We start from the raw sequence: 17,029 nt of genomic DNA, 5'->3' as shown, positions 1-17,029 counted from the left end.
GCCTTCGACGGCATCCGCACGACTGCAAATCCAACATCCGACTGCTGGCGAGCCGGCAGACCTCAGGGAGAATAGACTCATGGCTTCGACCACCGCGGCCGGCACCGGCCTCGCGATCTCGGCTGGCGCGCCTGCTGGGCAGACCGCGGCAGCTTACGGCGCGCTGAGCTACACGGAGATCGGCAACGTCGAGTCGATCGGCGGGTTCGGCGCGGCGACCGAGGTGGTCACGTTCCAGCCCCTCAAGGGTCCGCTCCAGAAGTATAAGGGGCCGACCAACTATGGCTCGCTGACGCCGACCATTGCGCTCGACGACGCCGATGCAGGCCAGGCGCTGCTGGCGATCGCGGCCGCGCCCACCAACAGCGCGCTCTACGCCATTCGTGTCACCAAGCCTGACGGCTCGCTGCGCTACTTCCAGGTCCGTGTGTTCGGCATGCCGGAGACCATCGGTGCGGCGAACACCATGATCACCGCTGCACCGGTGCTCGAGATCAACACCGTGATCGTGAAAGTAAGCGCTGCGGGGGGCGGCACGCCGACTCCCACCCCGACCCCGACGCCCTCGCCGACCCTCACGGCGCCCTCCACGTTCGCGGCGCGTTACTCGCCCTCGCAGACCTTTGCGCTCAACAACGGCACCTATTCGACGAGCTTCGATGGCACCGCGGCACGCGCGATGGCCCCCTCGGCGGGCACGACCTGGTATGTCGACCCGACCGCTGGCACGGATGGCACCGGCGTCGCGGGCACCCGCGCCGCGCCGTACAAGAATCTCGGCTGGACGCTGACGAACAAGGCACAGCCCGGCGACACCGTTCGCATCATCAACATGACGGGCGACGTCGTGATGCGCAGCTCGAACGCATGGCCGGCGGCGCCTGGCTTCGCGGGCTCGGTCGCAATCATCAACGAGACGCCGCAGTATCGCCTGCTGCTCGCCGCAGCCTCGAGCGGGACGGTGAACAACTGGTCGCAGAACGCCACCTACCCGCAGGTCTATCAGAACGCGCGCAGCGCCGTGCCGACCACGGTAGTGGACGGCGCGGTCAAGGCTTACGCCTACCGCAAGCTGGCCTCCGGCAGCGGCTATGCCGTCAACGACACGGTCACCCTCTCCAACGGCGCGATCATCAAGGTCCTCGGCGTATCGTCGGGCGCCATCCGCGTCTGGAGCGTGGTGACCCCGGCGAGCAGCCTTGTCACTGGCACCGTCACGCAGACGGCGACCAGCGGTTCGGGTAGCGGCGTGACGTTCCAGAGCCAGTCGAATGCGCCCGCCATGTTCGCCACTGCTGCCAAGGCGGCGAGCCTCGCGGCCTGCGCGGCTACCCGCGGCACTTGGTTCGACGACGGCACGAACACCTACTACAATCCGGCGGACGGCCGCGCGGTAGCCGCATCCTCGCCGCTCATCGTCCTCTGCGCGAACGGACGCGACGGTGTCCCGATCAACACCGCCGGCGTCACCCAGTATTTCGAGGGGATCGACGTCATCGGTGGGACCGGCGGCATCGTCAGCACGTACACTGGCAACGGCGCGCGCGCGCAGATCGTGCTGAACGGCTCGTCGGTCCAGGGCACCAACTCGAACGGCCTCGGGATCGTCAGCAACGCCCAGGTCTACGGCTATCGAGCGGGCATCTATAACGCTGGTCAGGACAACTGGAACTGGCACAACAACGGCGGGACCAGCGTCACCGGCGCGGGCTCGACCGGGCTGCTCAACGAGTGCGTCGGCTTCGGCGCCGGTACGATCGGGGGCACGCTGGCCAGCACGAGCGATAACGACTTCACCGCGCACGAGGATTGTGCGGTGGTGCTCGTCAACTGCGTGGCCTGCGGCTCCGACGATCGAACGGTGGCCTTTATCGACACCAGCTATCTGTGGATGCTCGGCGGGTTCATCGGCACCTCGAAGACGGCCGCGACCTCGCAGATCACCAGCAGCTCGGTCGACCTGTCCAACCAGGCGATCATCTGGCTCGACGGCGTTACGGTCGAGGCGCCGGCAGGCGGCGATGCCGAGGCGTACCGCATCAATAGCGGCACCCTCAACTATCGCAACGTGACGCCGGTGCCGACGACGACCGGCGCCGGCACGGTGGCGAGCTACTGATGCCGAACCCTATCGGCATCGCGGTCTCGGACGCCGGCTCTCACGCCGGCGGCAACCTGAAGACCTATCGCGCGGTCGCGATCGACGACCAGTTCGCCACCTTCAACCACCGGACCGGAGGGCCGAGCTATGCCGGCAGCATGGCCGGGCGTGGACTGTGGTCGTCGATCGGTCGCTGGTGGTCGGACTTCGATCGCTCGCGGTATGGCTACGGCTTCGACGACTTCCTGAGCGCGGCGCACCCGTGCGCTACTGACCTCTACTCGCTGGTGAACGGGGGCCTGCGCCTCCGCTCGCGAGAGCCGACCGACGCCGAGTGGACGCAGCTCTGGCGGCAGTGGGCGATGAAGGGCGAGTGGCTCGGCAAGGAGATCAAGCCCTGGATCAGCCCCCACCTGTCGTCGTTCTACGCGGTGCGGTTCAAGCCGCCCTTCGTCGTCGAGTTCGACGCGACCTTCCCGGCGCAGGTGGATGGCCGCATCCCATTCTCGGCGCTGTGGCTCTACACCTGCGGTCGTCGCCCCTTCGTCGACGCCGATCACCCCGCTATTCCGGACGCGCGCGAGGCGGAGATCGATGTTGAGGTCTTCGGTAAGCGGCTGGCCCGCACGCTGCACGATTGGCCCTACCATCCAGATGGCGACCAAGTGCTGCATAAGCAGTACGACTTCCCCCTGACCGGCGCGGGCAAGCCCCTGGGCACCTCGTTCGTAATTGCGTCGCGGCACACCTACACGATCGAGGTGCGTCCGTGGGGTTTGCGCCTCGCGGTGGACGGCAAGACGGTGGACGTCACGCCCTGGCCGACTGGCTTCGCCTGGAATCAGGACTGGCAGGTCATCCTCAACAACAGCTCGGGCATCGCCTGGCCTGAGCAGGGGCAGCCATACCTTGCGCCCGCGCTCGGCTCCCCGCCCTCCGACATGATCGTCCACTCCGTCCGCGTGCTCTGTGAGGACGAGCGCCAGATCTGGCGCAACAACGAGGTGCTGCCATGATCCGCCTGCTGCTCGTCGTGGCGCTCGCCGCGATCACGTCCCCCGCGGCCGCGCAGGCGGGCACGGTCTCCGGCTGCTCCAAGGTTCCCGTCAACCGCGTCGCCACCAGCGTCGACCGCGCCGGCTTGCGCTCTGACATCGACTGCGCGCGCGCCGCGGCCGACGCGATCGCTGCACCGCGCGTCGCGCGCATCGTCGAGCTCGACAAGGCGCCACCTACGCCGGTGAAGCCTACCCCGGCACCCACGCCGAAGCCGACGCCCACGCCGACTCCTAAGCCACCCGTCACCACCGCGCCGAAGCCAACTAGCACCGCGCTGCCCGCGGCGATCCCGAGCCCCCTCGACCGCACCGCGTTAATTTCAGGCGGCACGCCGATCCCGCCCAGCGCTGCGCCCGACGTTGTCGGCGCCTTCCGCTTCATCTGCCAAGCGGGGCAGCTGCTGAAGGATGACCCGATCGTCTGGCCGGGCCAGCCCGGCAAGGCGCACGCGCTCCACCAGTTCTTCGGCAACCTCTCGGCCGACGCCAACTCGACCTTCGCCTCGTTGCGCACCAAGGGCGAGAGCACCTGCATGAACGAGCTGAATCGCTCGGCCTACTGGATGCCGGCGCTGCTCAACGCCGCGCTCGACGTCATCCGTCCCGACTACATCTCGATCTATTACAAGCGCCGACCTGCCAGCGATCCCGAGTGCCAGCGCATGGCGAAGGCGTGCGTCAAGCTGCCGAACGGCATGAAGCTGATCGCCGGTTTCGACCACGACTTGACCGGCGCTCAGCCGTCTGAGAACCGCGTCTTCCATTGGCGCTGCGCTACCAATCAGGTGCACCGCGACAACCTGACCGACGCGCTCGCCGACTGCGGCGGCGCTGGGCAGGTGCTCGGGACGGTCAACTTCGGCTCGTGCTGGAACGGCGCGGCCGACAGCGCCGATCATCGCTCGCACGTGGTGCACTTCGTCCGCGACCTGAACAGCGGGCAGGAGCAGTGCCCCGCCGGCTATGACCAGATCATCCCCGAGCTGACGCAGACGATGGCTTGGACGATCACGAAGGCGGACGGCGCGGCGCGGCTCTCCTCGGACCCGCCGACCGGCAAGGCAGGCACCACGCTGCACGCCGACTATATCCCCGCGTGGGATGGCCCCACGATCGACGGTGCCATGGCGAACTGCATCGACAAGCTGCTCAATTGCGCCGACGGCGAGCTTGGCGACGGCACGATCATGAAGCGGCGCGCGGGCTTCGGCTACCTCGCCAGTCCGCGCGTGGTGCCGGCGCCGGCGGGCACGGTGCCGATGGCGATGGCGATGGTGCACTGAGCTTATGCACACCACTTTCGCCACCACTTTGGCTGTAACTCAGGTTGCCCGCTTCCTTTGAGATTACCTCTTTAGTACGGGCGCTTAGCTCTCATCGGGGGATGGGGCAGGGGACTTCGAAATGGCAACTGGGTATGCGGCTGCGGCCGTAGGTTCCACCTCGCGTGCCGACGTCGGCGCGCGGCCTCGTTGGAGGCGTCGCTTAGCCGCGGGAGCGTTGGCGCTTGGCTGCGCGATTGGCGCGTTCGCCGAGCAGAACCTCCCTGGCTACCAGAGGAAGCTCGAGCTGAAATGGATCGACTTCACCGGACCTCCGACCATCTCCATACCATCGTATGGCGCCGCGGCGGGTCAGAAGGCGCGGTTCGCTTCGGCGACGAAGCGCGCGCCCCTGGTGATCGATCTTCATCAATGGAGCGAGGACCAGAGCGGCACCCTCGGCGATGATGCTCGGCTCGACAAGCTGGTGACGGCGAAGGGGTGGAATTACATTCGGCCTGCGCTCGCCGGCCCGAACAACAAGCCGTCGGCATGCTGCTCTCCGGCGATCATCGACGGTATCAAGGCCGCGATCTCCTACGCGGTCCAGCATGGTAAGGTCGACCAGCGCGCGATCTATATCGTGGGCGAGTCGGGCGGCGCTTATACCGCGCTCTGTGGCGCGCAGAGCGGGGCGCTGCCCATTCGAGCCTACTACGCCTGGGTGCCGATCACTGATCTGACCGGTTGGCATAGCGTCCACCGCGATGACCATTATGGCGACGACGTGATGGCGTGCACCGGCTCGCACGGCTCATTGAACACCGCTGAGGCGCGCCGTCGCTCACCCTTGTTTATGCCGCTGCCGCAGAAGATGCCGGCGCTTCACATCTTTCACGGCATCCGCGATGGCATGACCACCTCGGTCTCGCCTGAGCATTCCATCCGGTACTTCAACCGCATTGCGACTGAGAGAGGCTTCAGCTCGGCTGTGATTGAGCCTGAGGTGGAGCGAGACGTGCTCTACTCCAGAACAGGGCCGGAGGAGGGGAGCGGCCGGACGGTCGGCGGTCGCGCGGTCCATCTGTTCCGGAAGGCGGGCAACACCACCCTGACGATCTTCGAGGGCAAGCACGAAGGGCTAATGAAGCCCACCATGCGCGACCTTGCCAAGGACTGGGCCACCATCCGAGCCGGCAGTTAGCGCATACCACCCGCGGCGCTGGTGGTGAGCCGAGGGCGCCGCGGGTGAGCGGGCGATCCGTGTGGAAGGAGACGCCGCGCCGATCTCCGAGTCGCAGGTCGCCGGGTGCAGTTCAAGTCTTTGTTCGCTCTTCGTTCCGGCATATCGTCCCAGCATGGTCGGCCCACCGAAGACGCTACAGGACCTCCGCCGAGTCGAGGGCGCCGTGCGGGTGACCTGCCGCGCGTGCAAGGCGGTGAAGCAGCACGACCTCGAGGAGCTGATCATCGATCGCCGCTTTCGCCGGCTCTCGATGGAGTGGGAGGCGGTGCGGCGCACCATGCCGTGCCGCAAGTGCGACTCGACCGACACGCGCGTCGACGGCGTGCCGTTCGGCCAGGACGACGTCGAGCGCCGCGCGCGCCGATCACGGGCGCTGCTGATGAACCTGGCGCTGGCGGTGCTCGATGACGCGAGCCGCCGCGCGCGAGACGAGGACGTCTGCGTGCCGGCGACTCGCCTCGCACTGCGCGTGCTGCGGCCCTACCTGCCTGATCGCGAGTTGCTGGTGACCTTCTGGACTGCGGCGGAGACCGGGCGCGGCAAACCGCACGGGCCGGCGCTTCAGGCGATGCGGTGGATCGTCACCAAGCTGGTCGACGCCGGGCATCCGGTGTGGGCGGAGTTTCGATAGGTGAGCCAGATCAGGCGAGAGGCGGCTGATCGCTCGATAAAGTGGCAAGTTCTTTCGCTTCCTCCAGAAGCCGGCTCAAGTGGGCGATCGCAGCGCGTGCGAGCGGGATCGGATTAAAAACCTCTTCGAGAACCTGACCCATGTGCACCCGAGGCGGGTGGTAAACTACGCCTCTGTTGGTGACCGCGGCCAAGCGGATGCCATCTTTTCGATCAAGATGCATGCTTCGCCTGATACCATCTGGTCCTTGGTAGGTCGTGTTCCATATGCGCGCGCCTTCGTCGACAGTGATTTTAAAAATCGGATGGCCGTCCGGAAGGTCATATTGCTGGTGCCGCGTGGTTACGCTTTCTATGCCATGCGTTTCTGAGTTGCGGGCTTGGTGAAGGTAAGACAAAGCTGGATCGGACTTGCGCTCCCCTTTTACGCGGGAGTACCATCCGATACTTTGAGGGCTGCTCTTAGCGCCCTGCTCAAGTACGTTGAACACAACTCCGGAAGCCGTAAGGAAGTCGTTCCAAGCCGCTTCGGCCTCGTCGTGTGTTGTCGCCGCTTCAAGGGATGCGACAGCGCGCTCCGCGCGGGCAAAGCGAGTGGCGGCCTTCGCGAGTGCTACGGGGTGCAAAGTTAAAAATCCAGTTCGCGCCGTGCGACTTCAGCCGCCAGCGCGTCGATCGCCGGGTCGCCCAACTCCCACGTCGTCTTCACCCGTCCGGTGAGCAGCTCCTGGTCTGTCCAAGTGGCGAGCGCTTCGGGAGTGAGCTGCGGCGAGTCGTCAGGCATGGCGCAGCGTCGCGCGTTCGGCCGTGTGGAGCAAGCACCCGAGCGCGCGAAGCAGCCGATTGACCGTCCTCGGAGGCTGCGCTATCGCCTGCAGCCGCAAAACAGGATTGCAAAACATTCCTGAGCTGCCTTGAGAAAAGCACGCTTTTCTGCGGGTATGCGGGTATAGCACAATGGTAGTGCAGCAGCCTTCCAAGCTGAATACCGGCCCTCGTCAAAGCCGTTGCATCTCGAAATCGTCTTACTAGCTTAGACCCATTCGTAGGTTGTAGTGGAGGGTGGACGGCATGGTGGCACAGCTCTTCGTCGACGAAAGTGCAAGCGATGGGTTGTTCGTCTTTGCAGGAGTTTTAGCGAATCTCCCGGATTGGGAAAGGTTCTCTGAAAGCTGGCAGGAACTGCTAAAGCCGTTTGGCACGTTAGCAGCTGACGGCGTTTACCACTTTAAAATGTCAGAGATGGCCGCGCTCGAGGAACGAATGGCTCGCATGCCGGCGTTCTATCGGGTGATGGCGGAACACGTTCGAGCGTATTTTTCTATCTCTATAAGGCAGGATGATCTCGATCATGCGCGAAAGCACATCGTTGGCCTAACTTCGCCACGCAACATGTCTATGTTGGAAGATCCATATCAGATTTGCTTTAACTTATTCCTTGGAAGCATCGCTGGACGATGGAAACTTCTAAAGCCGATGCTGCATGAGGTTGGGGTAGAAGACGCCCCAATGGACGTAATCTTCGATTGCCACACGCACCAAGCGTCTTTGAAAGCGGCTTGGGAGTACCTCGATGCCGCAAAAATGTTTCCTATGTTTACTGAGTCTTCTCCGAAATTTATAAATGATCGTGAGAGAGTTCCTCTACAGGCCGCAGACCTTTGGGCGTGGTGGGTCAGGCGGTGGATTATCGTGGGCGAGTCTGACAAACTGGGCTCTCACGATTTCCCATTCCTGGATCAAAAAGACGCTCCGCCTTTGGTCATCAACATATCTTTTAACCGCCGGGAATTATTACGCGCGATCAGAAATCGTGTGTCACTTGTACCAGTCGCACGCGACTCTCGGGCGAAATGGTGGGACGCGGAGCAGTTCCGCGTGAAATGACCAACGCGGGTTGGATGTCTGCGGCCATCGAGGCAGATGCTGCTTCCTCGCCCGGTGCTTGCATCCCAGCGCTTGGTCGCAGGCGTTTCATTCCGGTCTGAAGGTTCTCAGAGCCCACACGGGCTAATCGGCAATCAGCTTGAGCCACTCCGCCGCTCCACCGCGCCGCCGGGTCAGCCGAGCGGGAGCAGGCTGCGGTGGTAGCCGACACACTGGTCAGGGTGGGGGCAGCCAGCGAGCGGGGCGAGTGGCGCCTCGTCGGCGGTGTACGTGCGCAAGGCGGCAGCAAGGCAGTGCTCGCACGGCCCGGCGGCCATGTTGTTCGGGATAAACTCGTAACGCGTGTCGGGCCCGAGAACGCACGCGCTCGCAGCTAGGCGTCGACGCGCACTATCGCGCTTCTCCTCGGGTGTGAGCGCCATCCGATCCGGCATACCGCGGCTCTATGAAGCTACAGAAAGCGGCGCAACGCTGTTCGGGAATAGTTCGGGACTCTCGGTTCCGCTCGTTCCCGTTTCGCTCCCTCTTGCTCCCTGAAACCGGGCGTGTAGAGGGGGCATGAACGGCGGTTTTCTGAGGCTTTCCTCGCGCCGGGCGCTTAGCTCAGCTGGTAGAGCGGCTCGTTTACACCGAGCCGGCTGAGTAAATTTCCTCGAGATCGGCGCCATTCTGATGTTTAATCAGGACGGCGTTTCGCTGTCGGCGTCTGAAATGGCCTGCTTGGAGTCGCGCGCGGCTAGCAGGCGCGAGATGGTCTCCTCACCCCTGACAACCTTCCCGTACTGCTCAGCCAATTGCAGATGCAGCTTCGCTGCAATCGGATCAGTAGCCTTTGCTGCTCGAGCTCTCTCGGCTTCTTCACGAGCACGATAATAAGCCATATTCTTTTGACGTGGCATGGCGTTGCTCCCAGCTTCTAGCGGAAGCTTTCCAACTGCTCCAGTCGTCAACGCGCTTTGCTCTATGTTAACGATAAACGAAACTACCGTCGATCTCGATGAAGAACTAAAACGCAGATTTATAAACCAAGAAGATTTTATTGCTTTAAATCAAGGCGACTCTTCGGTGCTCGAACCCGTGTTGCAGCCGTAAAAGGGTGGGGAGGTCACCTGTGATTAAGGTGCAGTGGGTGACACCGGTCCAAGCCTCGTCAATCTCGGGTCGGCTCGGCCGCCTGCCGATGATTCACCGTAAGCTGACGGTCTGCTCATGGCAGGAAACCGGAACGGCCGATCTCGGGCACTCTGGCGAGGTAAGCGGACGTTTGGTCATAAGGCTTTCGCCGATAGCTGCTCGTCGACGAAGTCGTGGAAGTGATCCGACCGCTGGTCTTCAAGTCGGGCTTGTAGACGACCGTCAATCTCTCGTCAGCCATCCGCATAGGTGTTCCGACGCGAGAGCGGGTATGGGTAGATTGCGCGGGCGCGCAGCAGGTGGCGCGGTGGGACGTTGACAAGTTGGTCGAGGACGGGAAAGAAATGAAAGCGGCCGTTACGTAAGTGCACATAGCGACTCATCTCAAAGATCATAAGGCGGTGCCGACGAACTACGCAATGAAGTCCCTGCGCGGCCGCTTCTTCTAAGCGAGACGTTTCTATAGCTGTGATCGCCGGCGAAGATGCAGGTAGCTCGGATCATAGCCACATAGTTCGCGCAGGCGCGGGAGATCGTGTACGCGGATCTTCTTTCTCTTGATTGAGACAAGCCCTTCGGTGCGCATCCGTTGAATCACACGATTCACGTGAACCGTAGTAAGCGCCATCGTATCGCCGATTTGTTCCTGCGTTAGCGGGACCTCCAACTCGTCGTCCTCCTTCAGGCCTACCTGTCGCAAGCGGTCCCACAGCTCGCAGAACAGGTGAGCGACCCGATCGAAAGCGTCGCGTTGCCCGAGATTGACGAGCCAGTGACGCAGCACCGCCTCATCCACTAGCGTCGACCACCAAAGTGCTCGCGCAATCTTGGGACAGCAGTCTGTCAGGTGGATGATGGCGTCACGCGAAATAAAGGCAAGCGCCGCGTCGGTCAGCAGGCCAATGCTGTGATCCATCGCGTCCAGAATAAAAACATGCGGGTCGCACAGATCGCCCGGCACGAGATAGGCAATGATCTGCTTTGATCCATCTTCAAGCACTTTGTACCGGCAGGCCCAGCCGCGGAGAAGCAGAATTACCTTCTCCGGTCGCTCACCGTCCTGGATTAGGTCGCTGTGCGCATCACGGAGTATCGGGGTGCCGATCACGGCGTCGAGCGCGGCCAGGTCACCCCCACTTAAATCAGTAAAACTACTTAGTTTTAGAGCAAGCGGATTGTCCATCGATCCTCCAATTCGCAAAGAACATAAACCTGGATCAAGGTTGCACAATAACATGCATCATGAAGCTTTATGATATTTTGTGCCGACGTTTATAACTCAGGTGGAAGTTGATGGTCTGAAATCAACGGCGATGTTCGGGAGCGCTTGGTCAGACGAGCGCGCCGCGATTGGAGATCCACCAAAGTGAAAATGCTTCCATCGCGACCCCACCATGATTATGCACTCTTGATTGCCGAAGCGCTGGTCGCCGGTCGGCGGGCTGGACGATCGCTGGAGGCTACTCTGGCTGATTGCCCGTTCAACCAAGCCATCGCCTCGGAACAACACGGCGCTTGGCACAGAGGTTTTCTCGTTGGGCGCACAATCGATCAGTTGCCGCTAAGCGAACAGGTTGATCTGGCTCATCGTCGTGAAACGTGACAGTAGGCCGGCGCCTGATCTCACAAAACCCATGGCCCTTTCTCAACCTGTGGTTGACGATGCAGAGCTGCTTTATCGGGAGGCAGCACGATGCCGGCGGCTTGCAGAGGGTCTGACGTCGGCAAGTGACAGAGCAACGATGCTGCGACTCGCCGTCGAGAACGAAGGCAATGGTGATCGCGCCAGGGCCGCCGGAGCGTGGGTCTCTTTTCGTGAGGGGGATAGCTACATGGGTTAGCCGGTGTTTCCCGTTTACCGCTCAACCCTGTGTGGTCCGCGCATCTGAGCGCAGCTCTCTTATCCACTCAGTCTCGCTGACAAGCTGGAGCTGCCAGCCGCCGCAAGGGATGGTTGATGGCACCGATCGTTTTGCATCGATGCGCAGACTGTACATGCCGACCTCAACGCTCGCGCCATGCCGAACGTCTGAGATGCTGTGCAGTCCAGGCAGGATTTGTCCGTCGGGCAATTTTAGCTCGTGACCCATGCTGCGCTCCAATCGAGAGGAGTCAGCATAGCGCGCTGTGGGGAGCGCAAGTAGGGCGGGGGGGTACTCTCGGGCGTCAGCCGGGGGTACTAGGTACACCCCGCTGACCTAAAAAATCGCAGTTTTCTGCGATTGGTGACCCCTACGGGGCTCGAACCCGTGTTTCAGCCGTGAAAGGGCCGCGTCCTAACCACTAGACGAAGGGGCCGCTAGGGCGGCTGGTCGGTTACGGGCAAAGCGGAGAGCGGTCAAGCCGGTTCGCCGCACTCGGCCTCACACCGCCCAGGCGGCGTCGTCGAGGTGGAGCTCGGCGGCGCCGCGGCCGCTCCACTCGTCGATCCGCGCGCGACCCGCCAGCCACAGTCGGCGCGACGGCCCGGCGGCGAGCAGCGCCTGTCCCAGCGCGGTATCGGCGGCGCGGAAGGCCATTGCCTTGAGGCTCCGCCCGTCGTCCCCCGCGACGATGGCACGGACGTGACCGCTGCCGACGACGTCGACCTTGATCGTCCGCACCGGTCCGACCGCGACACGCGGTGCCGGCCAGCCGCTGCCGTACGGGCCACCCGCCTCGAGCGCTTCGACCAGTGCCGCGGTGACGCCGCCGGGCGCCAGCACCGAGTCGACCAGCAGCGCGCGGCCGGCGTGCGCCGCTGTCACCGTGTCGGCCAGCCTGGCCTCGATCCAGTCGGCGAAGGCGGGCACCTGATCGGCGGCGATCGTCAGCCCCGCTGCCATCGCGTGGCCGCCCCCGGCGACCAGCAGGCCCTGCTCGCGCGCCGCGAGCACCGCCGCGCCGAGGTCGACGCCGGTGATCGATCGGCCCGAGCCCTTGCCGGACCCGTTGTCGTCGAGCGCGATGACGATCACGGGGCGCCCGGTCTTCTCCTTGAGACGGCCGGCGACGATCCCGATCACGCCGGGATGCCAGCCGCTACCGGCGACAACGCCGACCGCTCGATCCTGGCGGAGCAGCGCCTCGGCGGCCTCCTGCACCATCGCCTCGATCGCGCGCCGCTCCTCGTTGAGGCCGTCGAGCTCGGCGGCCAGCGCGCGCGCCTCGACAGGGTCGCTCGTGGTCAGCAGCCGCACGCCGAGATCGGCACGGCCGACGCGGCCGCCCGCGTTGATCCGCGGGCCCAGCGCGAAGCCGAGGTCGGTCGCGGTCGGCGCGCGCGTCAGCCGTGCGGCGTCGGCGAGCGCTGCCAGACCGATATTGCGCCGCTGCGCCATCACCTTGAGACCCTGGGCGACGAAGGCGCGGTTGAGTCCGCGCAGCTGCGCCACGTCGGCGACGGTGCCGAGCGCGACAAGGTCGAGCAGCTCGAGCAGCTTCGGTTCGGCGCGCGCGGCGAAGTGGCCTCGCGCTCGGAGCACGCGCAACAGCGCCGCGCCGAGCAGGAAGGCGACCCCGACCGCGGCGAGGTGGCCGTGCGCGGCGCCGTCGGTCTCGTCGCGGCGGTTGGGGTTCACCACGGCATGGGCTCGCGGCAGCTCGGTGGCGCACTGGTGGTGATCGACGACGATGACGTCGGCGCGTGCCGCGGCGAGCGCCTCGAACGCCTGCGCGCCGCAGTCGACCGTGACGATCAGCGTCGCGCCCTCGATCGCTAGGCGCTCCATCGCCGCCACGCTCGGGCCATATCCCTCGGTGAGCCGGTCGGGGATGTAGACCCGCGGCGCGTGCCCGAGCGCGCCGAGCAGCCGCGCCAGCAGCGCCGACGAGGTGGCACCGTCGACGTCATAGTCGCCGAACACCGCGACCTGCTCGCCCGAGACCACCGCGTCGGCGAGCCGCTCGGCGGCGGCGTCCATGTCGCGGAAGATCGAGGGGTCGGGCATGAAGCCGCGGATCGATGGTGCCTTATGCGCCTCCAGCCCGTCGCGCGGGCAGCCGCGTGCGAGCAGCAATTGGGTGAGAAGGTCGTCGGGCACGAACCGTTCGCGCTGATCTGCCGCCAGCGCGCGCCAGCGCCACGGCTGGCCCAGGATTGAGCGCTCGACATCGAGTACGTGACGCATCGCGGAGCTCCTACCGCATCGCGCGGGGGCAAGTCACGTGCCCCGAAGCCCGCGAGAAAATTCGCCGATGAGACATTGTAACATGTGCGCGCATCACCTAATTGGCGGGGCATGTCGTCGTCGCCCGTCCCTCGCAGCGAACGCCCCGGTCGCGTCGACCGCTGGGCGATCTGGCTGTCGGCCGCGTGCGTCGTCCACTGCCTGGCCACCACGGCGGCGGTGGCGCTGCTGTCGACCGCGGGCGGCCTGCTCGGCAGCCCGCTGATCCACGAGGTCGGGCTGGTGCTCGCGCTCGCGCTCGGGCTGCTCGCCTTCGGGCGCGGCGTGCGGGCGCACCGGCGGCTGCTGCCGGTCATGCTCGGCGGCGGCGGCCTGGCGCTGATGGCGGCGGCGATCATCGTGCCGCACGGGGACTCGCACCTGGTCGAGTCGCTGCTGACGATCGCGGGCGTCGCGCTGCTGGCGGCGGGCCACACCGTCAACCGACGCGCCCGCGGCTGAGCCGATGCTTGCTGCCCGGGCGCGCCGCGCTTAATCTGGAACGACCATGGCGCATCGTCACCACGAACCCGAGGGCGCGGACCTACTGGCCGCCGCGCGCAGCACGCTCGAGCGATCTGGCGAGCAGTGGACCGCGATGCGCGAGAGCGTCTATGCGGCACTGAGCGGCTTCGCCAAGCCCGCTTCGGCCTATGACATCGCCGAGGAGGTGTCGCGCACGCAGGGGCGCCGGATCGCGGCCAACAGCGTGTACCGCATCCTCGACCTGTTCGTCGCCGCCAACCTGGCGCAGCGGGTCGAGAGCGCCAACGCCTATGTCGCCAACGCGCACCCGGGTTGCCGTCACGATTGTATCTTCCTGGTGTGCGACGGCTGCGGCGTCACCACCCACCTGGACGACGACTCGCTCACGCGCGGGCTGCGCGACGCCGCCGCGGCCTCGGGCTTCGCCGCCGAGCGGCCGGTGATCGAGCTGCGCGGGCGCTGCCGCGACTGTTCCGCCGCCACGCACTGAAGCGCCAAAACCGGTAATCGACAGGCTGATGTCGCTCAGCTATTCCGCTTAGATGGCTGATGCCCCCGATACTCCGCTGCTCGACACGGTCGAGACGCCCGACGCGCTCCGCACCCTGAAGCCCGACCAGCTTCGCCAGCTCGCCGACGAGCTGCGCCAGGAGACGATCTCCGCCGTGGGCCATACCGGCGGCCACCTCGGCTCCGGGCTGGGTGTGGTCGAGCTGACCGTGGCGATCCACTATGTCTTCGACACGCCGCGCGACCGGCTGATCTGGGACGTCGGTCACCAATGCTACCCGCACAAGATCCTCACCGGACGGCGCGACCGCATCCGCACTTTGCGCCAGGGCGGGGGACTCTCGGGCTTCACCAGGCGCAGCGAGAGCGAATATGACCCGTTCGGCGCGGCGCACAGCTCCACCTCGATCTCGGCCGCGCTCGGCTTCGCCACCGCCAACAAGCTGAGCGGCGCGCCGGGCAAGGCGATCGCGGTGATCGGCGACGGCGCGATGTCCGCGGGCATGGCCTATGAGGCGATGAACAACGCGGAGACCGCGGGCAACCGGCTCGTCGTGATCCTCAACGACAACGACATGTCGATCGCGCCGCCGGTCGGCGGGCTGTCGGCCTATCTCTCGCGCATGGTGTCGAGTCGCGAGTTCCTCAGCGTCCGCGAGCTGGCCAAGCGGCTGGCGCGCCGGCTGCCGCGGCCGTTCCACACCTCGCTGCGCAAGACCGACGAATATGCCCGCGGCATGACGATGGGCGGCACGTTGTTCGAGGAGCTGGGCTTCTATTACGTCGGGCCGATCGACGGCCATAACCTCGACCATCTCATTCCCGTGCTGGAGAATGTGCGCGACGCGGCGGAGGGGCCGATCCTCGTCCATGTCGTGACCAAGAAGGGCAAGGGCTACGCTCCCGCCGAGAAGGCGGCCGACAAATACCACGGCGTGCAGAAGTTTGACGTGATCACCGGCACCCAGGCCAAGGCGCCGCCGGGGCCACCGGCCTATCAGAACGTCTTCGGCCAGGTGCTCAGCGCCGCCGCGGACAAGGATCCGCGGATCTGCGCGATCACCGCGGCGATGCCCTCGGGCACCGGGCTGGACCTGTTCGCCAATGCGCACCCGGAGCGCTTCTTCGACGTCGGCATCGCCGAGCAGCATGCGGTGACCTTCGCCGCCGGCCTCGCCGCGCAGGGGATGCGGCCGTTCTGCGCGATCTACTCGACCTTCCTGCAGCGCGCCTACGACCAGGTGGTGCACGACGTCGCGATCCAGAACCTGCCGGTGCGCTTCGCGATCGACCGCGCCGGGCTGGTCGGTGCCGACGGCGCGACCCACGCGGGCAGCTTTGACGTCACCTATCTCGCGACGCTGCCCAACATGGTGGTGATGGCGGCGGCGGACGAGGCCGAGCTGGCGCATATGGTGCAGACCTGCGTCGAGCATGATTCGGGCCCGATCGCGGTGCGCTACCCGCGCGGCAACGGCACCGGCGTGGCGCTTCCCGCCGAGCCGACCGCACTCGAGATCGGCAAGGGCCGGATCGTGCGCGAGGGCAAGAAGGTGGCGATCCTGTCGCTCGGCACCCGGCTGGGCGAGGCGCTCAAGGCGGCCGACGCGCTCGATGCCAAGGGCCTGTCCACCACGGTGGCCGACCTTCGCTTCGCCAAGCCGCTCGACGAGGCGCTGATCCGCCGCCTGCTCACCTCGCACGAGGTGGCGGTGACGATCGAGGAGGGCGCGATCGGCGGCCTCGGCGCGCATGTGCTGACGCTCGCCTCCGACGAGGGGCTTACCGACGCCGGCCTGCGGATCCGCACGATGCGGCTGCCCGACCTGTTCCAGGACCAGGACAAGCCCGACGTGCAATATGCCGAGGCGGGGCTCGACGCCGACGCGATCGTCCGCACCGTGCTCACCGCGCTGCGCTACAACGAGGCGGGCGCGATCGCGCGCGCCTGACGCGGGCGTGACCGGCTGGGAGAAGGTCGGCGCGCTCACCGCGCTGTACGTGATCGGCGCGCTCTGGGCCAATTGGCTGATGGTGCGGCGCGTGCGCGGGGCGGTGGCGGTGCGCGCCGCTTGGACCGCGGCGGACTTCGACGCCTGCTTCGCGGAGCTTGACCCGCGCGTTGCGCTCGCGGTGCGGGATGCGTTGGCGCCGTTTTATGGCGAGGGCGTGGTGCCGCGACCGGAGGACACGCTGCGCCGCTTCCTCAAGCTTGACCGGGGTGAGGTGGAGGACGTGGCGCTCGACGCGGGGGCGCGGCTCGGACTTACGGCGGCGGCGGAGCGGGAGGCGCTGCTCGTGGCGGACCTGCCCGATGTGGCCGCGCTGGTGCGGTACCTGGGAGAGAGGGTGAGGCAATCCTAGATCGTGCCCGCAAGCCGGGAGGATTGTAGCGTCACGCGACCTTAACGACTCGCTCGCCGCAACCCGTTGTGCATCCAGGCATTCCGCTTTCTGTGCCGCGTGAATGTTGAGAAAGTTGAGTCGCTGGAGCAGCACGACTCAACATTCGCGGCGGTCGGGGGAACGCGCGCGCTATATCGACGGTGAGAAAGAGCGGCGCGATC

The 17,029-nt window shown here is 65.5% G+C and carries 15 protein-coding genes and 1 tRNA gene; 10 read left to right on the top strand and 6 right to left on the bottom strand.

What is annotated here, in order from left to right; all coding sequences use genetic code 11:
• Positions 1–79: 79 nt before the first annotated feature.
• The 5 genes from K7957_RS05005 to K7957_RS04985 all read left to right on the top strand — a co-directional run bounded on the left by K7957_RS05005 (position 80) and on the right by K7957_RS04985 (position 6,298).
• Positions 80–2,119, top strand: coding sequence for a hypothetical protein (locus K7957_RS05005; RefSeq protein WP_223010820.1), 2,040 nt, complete (start codon positions 80–82; stop codon positions 2,117–2,119).
• Positions 2,119–3,117, top strand: a complete 999-nt coding sequence (locus tag K7957_RS05000) for a LamG domain-containing protein (RefSeq protein WP_223010819.1) — start codon at positions 2,119–2,121, stop codon at positions 3,115–3,117. Before K7957_RS05005 ends, K7957_RS05000 begins: the two co-directional genes overlap by 1 nt.
• Positions 3,114–4,442, top strand: a complete 1,329-nt coding sequence (locus K7957_RS04995; protein ID WP_223010818.1) for a DUF1996 domain-containing protein — start codon at positions 3,114–3,116, stop codon at positions 4,440–4,442. Before K7957_RS05000 ends, K7957_RS04995 begins: the two co-directional genes overlap by 4 nt.
• Before the next feature lie 217 nt (positions 4,443–4,659).
• Positions 4,660–5,625 (top strand): alpha/beta hydrolase family protein, encoded by a 966-nt coding sequence (locus tag K7957_RS04990; RefSeq protein ID WP_223010817.1) that lies wholly within the window; start codon positions 4,660–4,662, stop codon positions 5,623–5,625.
• A 154-nt stretch (positions 5,626–5,779) separates the two neighbouring features.
• Positions 5,780–6,298, top strand: coding sequence for a hypothetical protein (locus tag K7957_RS04985; RefSeq protein ID WP_223010816.1), 519 nt, complete (start codon positions 5,780–5,782; stop codon positions 6,296–6,298).
• A gap of 10 nt (positions 6,299–6,308) precedes the next feature.
• Here K7957_RS04985 and K7957_RS04980 read toward each other — a convergent pair whose 3' ends face one another.
• A complete protein-coding gene (locus K7957_RS04980; RefSeq protein WP_223010815.1) occupies positions 6,309–6,923 on the bottom strand; it encodes a hypothetical protein in 615 nt (204 codons plus the stop codon).
• A gap of 2 nt (positions 6,924–6,925) precedes the next feature.
• Entirely contained in the window at positions 6,926–7,081 is a 156-nt protein-coding gene (locus tag K7957_RS04975) for a hypothetical protein (protein WP_223010814.1), read from the bottom strand.
• A gap of 290 nt (positions 7,082–7,371) precedes the next feature.
• Here K7957_RS04975 and K7957_RS04970 point away from each other — a divergent pair, with 290 nt between their 5' ends.
• The gene (locus tag K7957_RS04970; protein WP_223010813.1) at positions 7,372–8,184 is read left to right on the top strand and encodes a DUF3800 domain-containing protein; all 813 of its coding nucleotides are present in this window, start codon (positions 7,372–7,374) and stop codon (positions 8,182–8,184) included.
• Between the two features lie 680 nt (positions 8,185–8,864).
• Here the strand turns inward: K7957_RS04970 and K7957_RS04965 are convergent.
• The 4 genes from K7957_RS04965 to recJ form a co-directional block, all read right to left on the bottom strand.
• Entirely contained in the window at positions 8,865–9,083 is a 219-nt protein-coding gene (locus K7957_RS04965; RefSeq protein ID WP_223010812.1) for a hypothetical protein, read from the bottom strand.
• Between the two features lie 695 nt (positions 9,084–9,778).
• Positions 9,779–10,501 carry a Crp/Fnr family transcriptional regulator gene (locus K7957_RS04960; protein WP_223010811.1) on the bottom strand — a complete coding sequence of 241 codons (723 nt, stop codon included), beginning with the start codon at positions 10,499–10,501 and terminating at the stop codon, positions 9,779–9,781.
• A gap of 1,040 nt (positions 10,502–11,541) precedes the next feature.
• Positions 11,542–11,616: transfer RNA gene (locus tag K7957_RS04955), tRNA-Glu, on the bottom strand.
• 65 nt (positions 11,617–11,681) lie between these two features.
• The gene (gene recJ, locus K7957_RS04950; RefSeq protein WP_223010810.1) at positions 11,682–13,427 is read right to left on the bottom strand and encodes a single-stranded-DNA-specific exonuclease RecJ; all 1,746 of its coding nucleotides are present in this window, start codon (positions 13,425–13,427) and stop codon (positions 11,682–11,684) included.
• A 111-nt stretch (positions 13,428–13,538) separates the two neighbouring features.
• On the opposite strand from recJ, the gene K7957_RS04945 reads away from it, so the two are divergent.
• Genes K7957_RS04945 through K7957_RS04930 form a run of 4 tightly spaced genes read left to right on the top strand, consistent with a single transcriptional unit; the run spans position 13,539 to position 16,826 of the window.
• Entirely contained in the window at positions 13,539–13,928 is a 390-nt protein-coding gene (locus K7957_RS04945; RefSeq protein WP_223010809.1) for a MerC domain-containing protein, read from the top strand.
• Positions 13,929–13,974: 46 nt separating this feature from the next.
• Positions 13,975–14,442: a Fur family transcriptional regulator gene (locus K7957_RS04940; RefSeq protein WP_223010808.1), complete on the top strand. Its 468-nt coding sequence runs from the start codon at positions 13,975–13,977 to the stop codon at positions 14,440–14,442.
• A gap of 52 nt (positions 14,443–14,494) precedes the next feature.
• Complete coding sequence (dxs, locus tag K7957_RS04935; protein WP_223010807.1) at positions 14,495–16,414, top strand: 1-deoxy-D-xylulose-5-phosphate synthase; 1,920 nt, start codon at positions 14,495–14,497, stop codon at positions 16,412–16,414.
• A 7-nt stretch (positions 16,415–16,421) separates the two neighbouring features.
• Entirely contained in the window at positions 16,422–16,826 is a 405-nt protein-coding gene (locus K7957_RS04930) for a hypothetical protein (protein ID WP_223010806.1), read from the top strand.
• The last annotated feature ends 203 nt before the right edge of the window (positions 16,827–17,029 follow it).

This window comes from Sphingomonas yunnanensis (genome assembly GCF_019898765.1).
GTDB classification, from domain to species: domain Bacteria; phylum Pseudomonadota; class Alphaproteobacteria; order Sphingomonadales; family Sphingomonadaceae; genus Sphingomonas; species Sphingomonas yunnanensis.
The sequence above is the reverse complement of the archived record's forward strand: the minus strand, read 5'-3'. Positions and strand labels throughout refer to the sequence as shown.

What these genes read in the sequence shown, in the direction of transcription:
- K7957_RS05005 (WP_223010820.1), top strand. Translation starts at nt 80, where the DNA reads ATGGCTTCGACCACCGCGGCCGGCACCGGCCTCGCGATCTCGGCTGGC.
- K7957_RS05000 (WP_223010819.1), top strand. Translation starts at nt 2,119, where the DNA reads ATGCCGAACCCTATCGGCATCGCGGTCTCGGACGCCGGCTCTCACGCC.
- K7957_RS04995 (WP_223010818.1), top strand. Translation starts at nt 3,114, where the DNA reads ATGATCCGCCTGCTGCTCGTCGTGGCGCTCGCCGCGATCACGTCCCCC.
- K7957_RS04985 (WP_223010816.1), top strand. Translation starts at nt 5,780, where the DNA reads ATGGTCGGCCCACCGAAGACGCTACAGGACCTCCGCCGAGTCGAGGGC.
- K7957_RS04975 (WP_223010814.1), bottom strand. Translation starts at nt 7,081, where the DNA reads ATGCCTGACGACTCGCCGCAGCTCACTCCCGAAGCGCTCGCCACTTGG.
- K7957_RS04965 (WP_223010812.1), bottom strand. Translation starts at nt 9,083, where the DNA reads ATGCCACGTCAAAAGAATATGGCTTATTATCGTGCTCGTGAAGAAGCC.
- K7957_RS04960 (WP_223010811.1), bottom strand. Translation starts at nt 10,501, where the DNA reads ATGGACAATCCGCTTGCTCTAAAACTAAGTAGTTTTACTGATTTAAGT.
- recJ (WP_223010810.1), bottom strand. Translation starts at nt 13,427, where the DNA reads ATGCGTCACGTACTCGATGTCGAGCGCTCAATCCTGGGCCAGCCGTGG.
- K7957_RS04945 (WP_223010809.1), top strand. Translation starts at nt 13,539, where the DNA reads ATGTCGTCGTCGCCCGTCCCTCGCAGCGAACGCCCCGGTCGCGTCGAC.
- K7957_RS04940 (WP_223010808.1), top strand. Translation starts at nt 13,975, where the DNA reads ATGGCGCATCGTCACCACGAACCCGAGGGCGCGGACCTACTGGCCGCC.
- dxs (WP_223010807.1), top strand. Translation starts at nt 14,495, where the DNA reads ATGGCTGATGCCCCCGATACTCCGCTGCTCGACACGGTCGAGACGCCC.